The 11,702-nt window shown below is 56.9% G+C and carries 10 protein-coding genes; 4 read left to right on the top strand and 6 right to left on the bottom strand.

Going from position 1 to position 11,702, the window contains the following annotated elements; translation table 11 throughout:
- The first annotated feature begins 154 nt into the window (after positions 1 to 154).
- Positions 155 to 550, top strand: a complete 396-nt coding sequence (locus RIKMI_RS0109590) for a hypothetical protein (RefSeq protein WP_027291429.1) — start codon at positions 155 to 157, stop codon at positions 548 to 550.
- A gap of 105 nt (positions 551 to 655) precedes the next feature.
- Entirely contained in the window at positions 656 to 2,971 is a 2,316-nt protein-coding gene (locus RIKMI_RS0109585) for an ABC transporter permease (RefSeq protein ID WP_027291428.1), read from the top strand.
- 232 nt (positions 2,972 to 3,203) lie between these two features.
- On the opposite strand, the gene def is transcribed toward RIKMI_RS0109585, so the two are convergent.
- A complete protein-coding gene (gene def, locus RIKMI_RS0109580; RefSeq protein WP_027291427.1) occupies positions 3,204 to 3,761 on the bottom strand; it encodes a peptide deformylase in 558 nt (185 codons plus the stop codon).
- 602 nt (positions 3,762 to 4,363) lie between these two features.
- Positions 4,364 to 4,687: a hypothetical protein gene (locus RIKMI_RS14895; RefSeq protein ID WP_027291426.1), complete on the bottom strand. Its 324-nt coding sequence runs from the start codon at positions 4,685 to 4,687 to the stop codon at positions 4,364 to 4,366.
- A gap of 33 nt (positions 4,688 to 4,720) precedes the next feature.
- On the opposite strand from RIKMI_RS14895, the gene rlmH reads away from it, so the two are divergent.
- Entirely contained in the window at positions 4,721 to 5,197 is a 477-nt protein-coding gene (rlmH, locus tag RIKMI_RS0109570) for a 23S rRNA (pseudouridine(1915)-N(3))-methyltransferase RlmH (RefSeq protein WP_027291425.1), read from the top strand.
- Positions 5,198 to 5,219: 22 nt separating this feature from the next.
- Positions 5,220 to 8,606: a sensor histidine kinase gene (locus tag RIKMI_RS0109565; RefSeq protein WP_027291424.1), complete on the top strand. Its 3,387-nt coding sequence runs from the start codon at positions 5,220 to 5,222 to the stop codon at positions 8,604 to 8,606.
- A 188-nt stretch (positions 8,607 to 8,794) separates the two neighbouring features.
- Here RIKMI_RS0109565 and RIKMI_RS0109560 read toward each other — a convergent pair whose 3' ends face one another.
- From RIKMI_RS0109560 to phoU, 4 genes are all read right to left on the bottom strand, one after another.
- Positions 8,795 to 9,226 (bottom strand): DUF3127 domain-containing protein, encoded by a 432-nt coding sequence (locus RIKMI_RS0109560; protein WP_027291423.1) that lies wholly within the window; start codon positions 9,224 to 9,226, stop codon positions 8,795 to 8,797.
- Between the two features lie 31 nt (positions 9,227 to 9,257).
- On the bottom strand, positions 9,258 to 9,701 hold the full coding sequence (locus RIKMI_RS0109555) for a peptidylprolyl isomerase (protein ID WP_027291422.1): 444 nt from the start codon (positions 9,699 to 9,701) through the stop codon (positions 9,258 to 9,260).
- Between the two features lie 129 nt (positions 9,702 to 9,830).
- Positions 9,831 to 10,526 carry an FKBP-type peptidyl-prolyl cis-trans isomerase N-terminal domain-containing protein gene (locus RIKMI_RS0109550; RefSeq protein WP_027291421.1) on the bottom strand — a complete coding sequence of 232 codons (696 nt, stop codon included), beginning with the start codon at positions 10,524 to 10,526 and terminating at the stop codon, positions 9,831 to 9,833.
- Positions 10,527 to 10,610: 84 nt separating this feature from the next.
- Complete coding sequence (gene phoU / locus RIKMI_RS0109545) at positions 10,611 to 11,297, bottom strand: phosphate signaling complex protein PhoU (protein WP_027291420.1); 687 nt, start codon at positions 11,295 to 11,297, stop codon at positions 10,611 to 10,613.
- Between the last annotated feature and the right edge of the window lie 405 nt (positions 11,298 to 11,702).

The raw sequence follows: 11,702 nt of genomic DNA, 5'->3' as shown, positions 1-11,702 counted from the left end.
TTGTCGTATCTGGGACACGGGGGAGACAGGTCGTTTGAGGAAAACCGTTATATACCTTGACATACCTGCATTTCAATAAGTGCTTTTCGGTTCGCACCGCCTCTCTTTTCGACTGAGAGGCCGGGAGGCAAACCGAGACAAAAAAGTTCCCGCCATGTGCAAAGCGCATTTCGAAATCGAGACCAGTTGTTCCCACCCCGAATGGTATCGTTATCCGCTCGAATATATTTTCACCCCCTATGCCGAACCCGGTAAAGCACGGGAAACGGTCCGCCGCACGCATCCCGACCTCGACCGACAGATGCGTTTCGCGGCCGACGGGCCGCGCGAATGGGTGCTTTTCGGCGTGCGGCTCAGCGGCCCTCCTCCTGCGGGGGCCGAACCGCTGTGGATCGACGTGACGGTCTATTGTGACGGGCGTCCCGTGCGACATTTGCGGCACGAGGCATCGGATCTCTATCGCAGCGTGTCCGGCGCCCATGTCTATTATGCGGCCAATTACGCCGAACGAAACCCGGTTCCGGAAAAGCGAGTGGCGGATATACGATAATTCGGCCCAGATATGTCCGAAACGGACGAATATTTTGAAAGCATTGGTTTTGTATCTATTATTATAAACATTAGTTAAAATTGCATCAAATCAATCAGTCTAAATATGTCCAGCTTCAGCCAACTGAAATCTTTTTGGAATTTTCTCGGGAGAAACAAGTTATTCACGACGATCAACATATTCGGGTTCGCCGTGTCGTTGGTGTTCGTCATTCTGATGAGTCTTTACATACAGGACGAAAAGTCCGTGAATGCCGCCCAACCGAACAAAAACAGGATCTACTACCTGTCGCACGACCGAGGCGGTCATTTTCCCTGCCCGCTCGCTGCCGAGATGAAAAGCCGCTACCCGGAAATCGAGGCCACGCTACGGATGCAGCACCAATATTGGACAATCTCGGACGGTGTGCGTGAAAGTATTCTCGATCATGTTCTGCTGGCCGACTCGTCGTTCGTGACGATGTTCGAATTGCCCTGGACAGAGGGCGATCCCGCACGCGCCATGCGTACGCGCGACGACGTGCTGATCAGTCAGGAGTGCGCCCGCAAATGGTTCGGTTCCGAACCGGCGCTGGGCAAGACTATCCGGATCAACGACCGCGACCGGATCGTAACCGGCGTTTACCGCGATCTGGAGGATACCCATTTCAAACCGGCAGCGGCGATTCTGCCGTTCGAGAATGTGGTAGAGAACTGGGGGAACGGCATCCTGACGAATTCGGGAAATTGCAGTTTCAGCCTGTACGTCATGATCAAGCCGAACGTGCAGTTCACACAGGAAAACCAGGACGCGATCGAATCTTATCTGAAAGAAAATTTCTGGCTGTTCAAAAACGGGCTGGTCGATACACTGACCATGGAAACGCTGTCCGAAGTTTACTATGCGGAACGGCCGATGGAATGGATGCGCACCAATAACAAAAGTTTCCTGATGGTACTGGGTATCACGGCGCTCGTCATCCTGCTTTTCGCGGTGATCAATTACATCAACCTGTCGGTGGCCCAGAGCGGTTTCCGGGCGCAGGAAGCGGCCACCCGGCGTCTGTTGGGAAGCTCGAAAACGAGCCTGTTCTCCGGATTCGTACTGGAATCGCTGATTATCTGTTTCATATCTTTCTGTTTGGGCATCGTGCTGGCGATGGCGGTCGAACCCTGGTTCGGAAAGGTGATGTGGACCGACATATCGGTGGCGGAGAGTTTCACAGCCCCCAATATCCTCCTGGCCTTAGGCGGTATCGTTGCGATAGGCGTGGTCTCGGGATTGGTACCGGCCTATGTGCTGACGCGTTTCAAACCGATCGACGTGGTGCGCGGCACGTTTCGGCGGCAAACCAAAATGGTGTACAGCAAAGCGCTGATCGCCTTCCAGTACGCCATCACGATCGTCCTGCTCGGCGCGACGATTACGATCGGGCGGCAGATCGACTTCATGTGCAATTCCGATCTGGGTTTCAAACATGATAATATACTGGTTATGGATTATTCTCCGGGCGAGAACGGCAGCCGGGACGGACTTCGGAACGTGTTGATGGCGGTACCCGGAGTCGAACGGGTGGGCTTCGCACAGGGAACGCCGGCGACGGGTTCCAATAACAATACGTTCGAGAGAAACGGGAAACAGCACAGTTTCCAGGTGATCGGACTGGATAGTACGGCTTATGATATGATGGGATTCCAGGTGGTTAAGAGAACGGGAGTAGACGACCGCCGGGCCGTATGGCTTAATTCCGTCGCCTGGAACGATCTGGAACTGACCGATAACGCCCCGACGTTCCGGCTTTGGGACCGTGAATTGAAAGTGGCCGGGATTCTGGAAAATTACCACATCGATAACATGGAAAAGCCGATCGGTTCGGTCATGGTGCAATTTATCAGTGCCGACGATTGGCCATGGGAGGTGCTGATAAAGGTTTCCGGACAAAACCCGTATGCCGTGGCGGACCGGATCAAGGAAGCATATCTGGAATACAACGGCAGGGAGCCGGTCGAAGGAACTTTTATGGACGATACGATCCAACAGCAATATACGGCGCAAAAACGAATGGCGGATATCATTACGGCATTGTCTCTGCTTGCGATCCTGATATCGGCTTTGGGGATGCTGGCGATGTCGACCTATTTCATGCGTCAGCGGGCGCAGGAGGTTGCCGTAAGGAAGGTGTTCGGGGCCACGGACCGCGAAGTGCTCGTCCGCCTGATCTCGGGTTTCCTGAAGCTGGTGGCTGCGGCTTTCGTGGTCGCCGTCCCGGCGATCTGGTATCTGATGAACGACTGGTTGAGCGGATATGCCTACCGGATTCCGTTGTCGTGGACGATATTCGCCGCTGCCGGGGCCGTAGCGTTCGTAATCGCTTTCGGCACGGTGCTGTGGCAGTCCCTGAAAGCTACCCGGGCCAACCCCGTTTTGGCCGTCAGGGACTGACGGGGGGCCAAAACCCGACGCAGGAACAAGGGGGAAGGACTCGAACGAGTCCTTCCCCCTTGACAATCATCTACGAATTTTCGCCGCTTTGTATTTCCAACCCGGTGGAACACTTCGGGGGTCTTCCATCGGGAGCCGCGCCTCCGCACCCGGCAAGGCACCGAACCGGATGCGGCCTTCACGACCGTTATTGTAGTGCTATCGGTCTCTTATAGCTAACACTCCTTCGGGTCTATCTGGCCAGCTTGCATCGATAGGCCGCCCGGAATTTGCCTTTCGTAAAGGCCGCCAGTTTCGACCGGATCAGATTCTTGCGAATCGGGGCCACCCGGTCGGTGAAGACGATCCCGTCAATATGGTCATATTCGTGCTGGATCACCCGTGCGGGATAACCGTCGAACTCTTCGTCCCGCTCCTTCAGGTTTTCGTCCAGATAACGTATCCTGATTTTCGAAGGCCGCACCACATCCTCGTTCAGCCCCGGCAGGCTCAGGCACCCTTCGCCCATTTTCACGTTCGCCCCGCCGCGTTCGTAAATCTCGGCATTGATGAACACCTGCTTGAACGGCATCCCTTTCGGAACCTCTTCGGCTACGGGCGTCAGGTCGATACAGAACAGGCGGATCGGCAGGCCGACCTGCGGCGCAGCGAGTCCTACGCCGTCAGCGTCCGACATCGTTTCGAACATATCGCTTATCAGCTCCTGTAAATTCGGATAGGCGGCTGCGTCTATATCCTGCGCCACTTCGCGCAATACCGGCGATCCGTAAATATAAATCGGTAATATCATATCCAGTACGACTTAATTTTTCTGTTTTGCGACTCCCTTGCCGGCTCTGTCCGACATGTATCGACGTGTCTTTATTCATACGGCTGCCCGCCCGGTGCCGCTCGGCACTCGAATCGGGCTTTAACCTGCAAATTAAAAGTACGGTTAAAAACAAGTTTCCGCGTTAGCGGGCGGGCCGGACGCCTCCCCACGGGAGGCCCGCTCTCTCGCTCCCGCTTAGCGGCCGCTCCCGGGCGTCCGACCCGAATGAAAAATTAACCGTACTTTTAATTTGCAGGTTAAAGCCCGGAGCCAGCGAGGGCCAAACGAGCTTTGCGAGTTGCAGCCCTGCGCCGGGAGTGGCTCCGGGCTGACCGCTACGCGGCCAATTAACCATACGGTTTATATAAGTACTTCTTCCAGCATCTTGTTTTGTACCGCGGTACGGGTAGAGGCTGCTGACCCGGAAAATCGTACATTTCCGGCGACTTTTTTGCTTCCTTTTTTGGTCGCACAAAAAAGGAGATGCCCCGCCGGCATAAGGCGTCCGGAGAAGTCAGTGCCTCCGCGGCATAAACGGGCGAAAAAACAAACGCCTGTCGGCGAAAGACACACAATTCAACCTACGGTTCAATGGCCGGGACATGCTTTGCGACTTTCAGGTCGGGCGGGCCGCAACCTCCTGCAGCGGAGGCCCGCAAAATCAATCGCTCACGCGATTGCTGCGTACCCCGCAGGCTGCGACCCGCCCGCTGGCGCAGAAATTTATGCTTAACCATACGATTAAAACTAAACTGCCAAACCAGCGGACAGAACGGAAGATCGCCAAGCATTTCCCCGCCAATCGTACGATTTTTATTCCTGCGGTTCGAAAGAATCGCCGCCATAAACCCCACACGACCCGACATGCAAAAATAGGAAATAAATACGAGAGGAATCGGCTCCATTTTTGTAGCTTTGCTGAAAACAGGCCGAAAAGCATGGTAATCGAACTGATCGTCGTCGGGAAAACCGTCGGAGCGTGGCTGGAAAGCGGCATCCGGGAATATACCGGACGGCTGGAACACTATACCCGTTTCATACAAACCGTCATCCCTGAACTGAAAAACGCCAGAAACCTGCGCGAAGAACAGATCAAAGCTACCGAAGGCGAACTGATCCTGGACAAGCTGTCGCCCGGCGACCACGTCGTGCTGCTGGACGAAAACGGACAGCTGCCCGGAGGCTCCGTCGCTTTCGCCGACCGGTTGCAAAGCCTCATGAACCGGGGTACCCGCAAACTCGTTTTCGTGATCGGCGGCGCCTACGGGTTCTCCGCCTCCGTATATGCCCGCGCCGACGAAAAACTTTCCCTCTCGCCGATGACCTTCTCCCACCAGATGGTCCGTCTGATCTTCGCCGAACAGCTCTACCGCGCATTCACCATCCTCAGAGGCGAACCATACCATCACCGCTGACCCGAACCGTCGAACCGCATCCATGTTCCGAAACACTTACAACTCATCGAACCCGCTGCGTGCATTCGGTCTCCGGTTCCGGGCACGGATCCGGCCGATCGTGCTTCCGCTGGCCCTGTGCCTGCTCGCCGTGAACCTGTTTTACTCGGCATTCCGGGTCAGCGAGAAAGTCGATCCGGGCAGCCGTCATGTCGTTCGCGAACTCCAGACCATCGAACAGGAGACCGAACGCATCGTCGGAAACTGGCTCGAAACCCGGAACGACACCCTTTTCGTACAACGACTCTGGTACGGCGACCTCCCGGCCGCGTGGGCGGAAAAAGGCGTTTCCCTGCTGTTGTTCCGCGACTCGGCCCTGGTTTACTGGTCGAACTACGTTTACCTGCCCAATATCAACAGCTTCTGGCTGACCCCCTCCCGCACGATCCGGCAGATCGGTTCCCATCAGGTGCTGACCAGCCTGCAAAGCCGCAACGGCAAAAGCGCCGTCGTAGCCATCGACCTGCGCGACCGGGAAACCGATCGCTACAACGCCGAAATCTTTCCCGAACAGCGCATCGCCCTGCTGCCCGCCAGCGACAGCATCCGGGCCAGACTGGTCGGAGCCGAACGAATCGATACCGCCGGCAGCAGCTTCTACATCGAAGCCAAAACGATGCAAAGCATGCCCTGGTGGCCGGAACTTTGCGGATGGGGCGCCGTGCTGCTGTTGTGCCTCTACCTCAAAAACATCGTCCGCCGCTACACGACCCGCCGGAACGCCTTCCTGAACGCCGGCGTCCTGCTGCTGGTCTACGCCCTGCTGCGGATCGGGCTGTACTATGCCGGAATACCCAATTCAAACGGCGTATTGTTCAACAAAATATACGGCCTTCACAACCGGGTGCTCGGTTCGCTCGGCGACCTGCTTCTGAGCTACGGGATGTTCTTCGTCTACACCGCCTACCTGTTCCAGGTACGGGCCAAGCTGAACTGGCGGTACCGACGCTTCGCCAGGCGCGGACGCATACTCGTCTCGCTATCCGTCTGCGTCCTGATCGCCCTGGTCGTCTCCATATTCCACTACGCGCTGATCCTGTCGATCTACTCCCCGAAAATCAACATGCAGAAATACGACATCTTCGACCTGTCGTACACCAGCGCCATGTTCTACCTGCTCACCGTCCTGTTCGTCAGCATCCGCCTTCTGCTCGCCCATACGGGACTGGTCCTGTTCGGTACCCGCCGGCTGGTCCTGCGAATCCTCTTCACCGCCGTCCTGATCCTCCTTTTTCTCTGGCCCGTCGAAAACCAGATCCACCGGACCGGCTACACGCTCGTCGTCTTTTTCCTGTTCGCGGCCGGTTCCGACTACATCCGGCAGCGCTACAAGCATTACGGCTCGTTCATCATTTCGTTGGTGATCTTCAGCGCCTATATCTCCTACTTCGCCACTCAGGAGAACCGATCCGCCCAGAACAACGCACAGAAACTCTACGCCCGTATCCTGGCCACCTCGCCGCACGACCTGGCCATCATGAGCCTCGAAGAAAACACCACCGGCGAACTCAGCCTCGACATCCGTTTCCGCGACTTCACCTACGCCCGCATCAAGGACGGCCAGATCTCCTTCCGACACGACAACAGCAACAACTATCAGGGGCTGGCCGCCCGCATCACACCGGGACGCGACACCATACTGACCCGCAACGGCCAGACCCACCTCCTGTACAACTACTACGGCCAGGACGGCCGGCACGGCCTGCTCGTCATCAGCCGTAAAGCGACCACCCTGCTCGATGCCGTCTCCCTGTACGCCTATATCTTCCTGCTGCTTTTCGTCCTGTGCGGCCTCCTGTTGGAAATCGCCGGTTACACGTTCAACATCCAGCGGCTCGGCACACGGATGACTTTCAAGATACGGGCGGTGGTGATCGGCGTGGTGCTTTTCGCGATGCTGGCCGTCACCTGCGTGATCGTCAACCATACCCTGACCAATTTCCACGCCGAACAACGGCGTTTCGTCAATAACAATCTCCAACGGCTGGGTACCAGCATCGCCCGATACCTCGAACACAACCCGTTCGACGGACCGTCGCTGCAAACCTGGCTCGCCAACGAACAACGGGACGTCAATTACAGCATCAGCGTCTTCGGCCTGAACGGCGACCTGCTGGCCACTTCCATCGAACGCCAGAAATACATCACCCGGATGAACAGCGCCGCCTACCGTTACCTGCACTACCTCGGCCGGCCGTTCTATGCGACCGATATCGACGACTCGCAATATACCTCGGCTTTCGCGCCGATCGTCTCGGACGGGGTATTGTACGGATACCTGAACCTGCAATACTACAGCCCGAGTGTGAACAACAGCTTCCTGCAACACGAACTGCTGGCCGACATCCTGAACCTGTTCCTGATCATCCTTTGCGTGGCGGTCATCCTGTCCGAATTCCTCTACCGGCTGCTGGCCAAACCGTTCAACCAGCTCCACGAAGCGATGGGCAACATCTCCAAGATGCAGAAAATCGACGCGATCGGCTCCGGCCGCAAAATCAGCGACGAAGTCGGAATGTTGGTGGAGCAATACAACACGATGATCGACTATCTGGAGGAGAGCTATCGCCAGCTGGCCCGCAGCGAACGCGAAGGGGCATGGCGCGAGATGGCCCGCCAGGTGGCCCATGAGATCAAGAACCCGCTGACTCCCATGCGGCTCAAAATACAGATGCTCCAGCGCTCCATGCAGCGCGACGACTGCGACGCGCTGAAACCGAAAGTGGAATCAACACTGGCCCTGTTGCTCGACCAGATCGACCTGCTGACCAAAATCGCCAGCGAGTTCTCGGACTTCGCCAAACTGGGGGAAGGCCATCCCACGCGAATCGACCTCGTACCGCTGGTCTGCAACGTAGCCAAACTATATTCGGGCTATGAACATATCGGCGTGCGGCTCCACTTCGAATGCGGATGCAATTGGCAGGACAACGGGATGGCTCCCGGAACGAACGGAGGGGACGATGCCAGCGTTCCGCTGCCCGTCGGCCATACCCGGCCTCCGGTATGGGTAACCGCCGATCCCGACCACCTGACCCGCGTTTTCGTAAATATCTGCCAAAACGCCGTGCAGGCCATGGCGGGACAAAAACAGGCATGGATCGACATAGACCTGCGGGTAACGGACGGACGCGCCCGGATCAGTTTCCGCGACAACGGCCCGGGCATCCCGGCAGAGATCCGCGAAAAGATCTTTCTGCCCAATTTCACGACGAAAAGCAGCGGCAGCGGCCTGGGGCTGGCCTTGTCGCGTAAAATCGTAGAGCTGCTCGGAGGACACATCGGATTCACAAGCATCCCCGGCACGGGTACGACATTCACGGTGGATCTGCCGGTCGATACGGCTGCGGAAACCGAACCGGACGCATAAGAGAACTGCCGGGCACGGACTTCACCCCGTGCAAACCGACGGCAACGCAGGTTCTATCCGAATGCCGTACACGGAACGCTCCCCTCCCCCGCTGTCTATCCGTTCCGTCCGCCGAATACCCCGCATACATTTCGGGCCGGTAAGGAACAATTTCTTTACCGGCCCGAAAACCACTGTCCGGAAGAGGCTTAAAACGGAAGGTCGTCCACCTCAGCAGCCGAAGTGGGCTGAGCCTGCTGCGGTTGCTGCGGAGCCTGATACTGAGGCTGCTGATAGGCCTGTTGCCCTGCCGGGGCCGCGTTTGCCGGCGGATAGGGAGGCGGATAAGCCCCGGCCGGCGCACCTGTCTGCGCCTCCAAACGATTCATACGCCAAGCTCGCACTCTGGTGTACCAGCGCCCGTTATATTCGCGTGATTCCACATTGATGCTCAATGCCACACGGTCGCCCGGCCTCAGGGCCGCGGCATCTGCGGCACGGTCGTTCCAAAACTCGACGCAGAGCTTACGGTCGAACTCGCCGGGCAGTGCGAAAATCACGTCCTGTCTTTTCCACTCGCCGCGGGCGCTCTGGCCCGTCTCCAGCGGCAGAACCATGTGTACGGTTGCTTCTAAATCCATATTTCGTTCTTGCTTAATTATTAATCCGCAACTACTCCGCGTCGTCGAAAACGACGATCTTTTCGATCACGTCGCCCGGACGGATATCGTCGATCACGTCCACCCCCTCGTACACACGTCCGAAACAGGTATGCACCCCGTCCAGATGCGCCGTATTTTCGCGGTTATGGCAGATGAAGAATTGCGATCCGCCCGTATCGCGGCCGGCATGGGCCATCGACAACACGCCCCGGTCGTGGTACTGGTGCCCTCCGGAGGTTTCGCATTTAATGGTGTAACCGGGACCGCCGGTACCGTCTCCTTTGGGACAGCCCCCCTGGATGACGAAATTCGGGATCACGCGGTGGAAAGTCAATCCGTCGTAAAAACCGCTCTTGGCTAGTTTGCAGAAGTTTTCTACCGTTCCCGGCGCATCCTGTTCGTAAAACTCCACTTTCATCACCCCTTTCGCGGTATGTATTTCAGCTTTTCTCATACGGTTCCATGCAATTTACTGTGCGTAAAGGTAACGCTTTTCCGCCTGAATCGCAAGCTGCATCTAAAAAGAACGGGTTCCCGCGCTGTTATGCGGGAACCCGTCGTACCTATCTGCGACAGGGAGGGATTATTTCTGCGATTCCGATTTCCGGTACTGCGGATCGTGGTTGGCCACCACCTTCGTCACTTCGATTTCGAACTTCAGCGCCTGGTTCGGGCCGATCCCGCGGGTTCCCGACTCGCCGTAGGCCAGGCTGGCCGGCGCATAGAGCGTGATCTTACCGCCCTCGCCCACCAGCGGGATCCCTTCGGTCCACGCCTTGATCAGATACGGCGGTTCGAGCAGCATCGGCACGGCTTCCGGCGTCTTTTCCAATTCCTTGCCGCCGGGCAGGGTCAATGTGTATTTCACGTAGATAGAGTCGCCCAAAGCCACCTTGGTATCGGAACCCGGATCGTCGATCTTGTAGGCCAGACCGCTGGCCAGCGTATCGGCGCCGTTCTTCACCGCTTCGGCGATGAACTCCCGACCGGCTTTGGCATTCTTACGCGCCAGCCCCACCGTCATATATTCCTGGATGAAAGCCCCGGCCTCTTCGCGGGACATCTTGCCCTCCTTGTTGAAAACATCTTTGACAGCCGCCGCCAGGATATCCGGATTCAGCGTAGAATCGAACGAGAAAGCCATGCTTCCGAGATCCGTACCGATCGCGTAAGCCAGCGTATCCATGTCGGTAGTCATCTTCGCGCTGCCCTGACCGCAGGAGGTCATCGCCGTCAGCGAGGCGGCCGAAAGAGCGGCCAGGATAAAAAGTTTTTTCATGATGCGAATGAAATATAATTTGGTTTTGCGATTTCAAAGTCAAACGCAAATGTAGTCATTTTTATCCGATTCCGCGCCGGCAGGTTATTTTTCCTCTTTCGGCAGCTGAGTGTACGCCGTATGGCGCAACTCCTTGGCATCGACGTAGAACACGATGTCTTCGGCGATGTTGCTCAGTCGGTCGCCCATACGTTCCACACGGCGCACGACGTTGTGTATGCCCATCACCTCCACCGTTTCGTCCGGATGGGCCGTAATGTAGGCCGCCAGTACCGGAACGGCGTCCCGATGGATCAGGTCCACCGCGTCGTCCAGCCCCAGTACGCGGCTGGCCAGCCGGCTGTCTTCGCGGGCCAATGCCGTGCGGGCCTGATCCATCATCTTGAGCACCGTGTCGAACATTTTCTTCAACTGAAGTTGCTTCAACAGTTCGGGTGCGATCACTTTGGTCTGATGATGGGCGGTGAACAGGGCGATGCTCTCCGCAAAATCGCCGATACGTTCCAGATTGTTGTTGATCTTGAGCAACGACAGCACGAAGCGCAGATCGACGGCGACGGGATTGAACAGGGCGATAAAATTTTCGCAATGATGATCGACAACCAGTTCCTGGGCATTGACGCTCTTTTCGCGCGATATGATTTCATGGGCGAGGTCCTGATCGAAAACGACGACGGCCTCGAAACTTTTGCGGACCTGCTGTTCGACCAACGACCACATCTGGGCGAGGTGGCCTTTCAGTTCCTTGATTTCTATCTCTGTCTGTTTCATATTCGTTGTGTTTGTAATATGCGGTTCACATCCTATTTGTATACGTCGGGAAACCGGTAACCGCAGGGTTCATGTACCAGCCGGAACCAGCGAGGACAAAACCTCAGGCTACACTGTGCCGGTTCCGGCCCGACCGCTGCCGCGGATTTTTCACGAATAACCCTACGGTTTTTCCGCCACGGCCGGACGTCCGGGAGCGGCTCGGGTAGTTACAGCCCGGCCCCCTGTGCCGAGCGGCACCGGGCCTCCCGTGGGGAGGCATCCGGCCCGCCCACTAACGCGGAAGCTTATTGTTTAAAATATACACTCCCGCTTTTTGTTCTGTTCCAAAGTGCGGGTAGAGACTGCAGACCCGGAAATGTGCGATTTCCCGATCCGACGGGAGGTAGGAACGGGGAATCGCAT

Origin of the sequence: Rikenella microfusus DSM 15922, assembly GCF_000427365.1 — a bacterium.
In the GTDB taxonomy this organism is placed as follows: domain Bacteria; phylum Bacteroidota; class Bacteroidia; order Bacteroidales; family Rikenellaceae; genus Rikenella; species Rikenella microfusus.
Note: the sequence above shows the minus strand (reverse complement) of the source record. Positions and strands in the feature narration are given on the sequence as shown.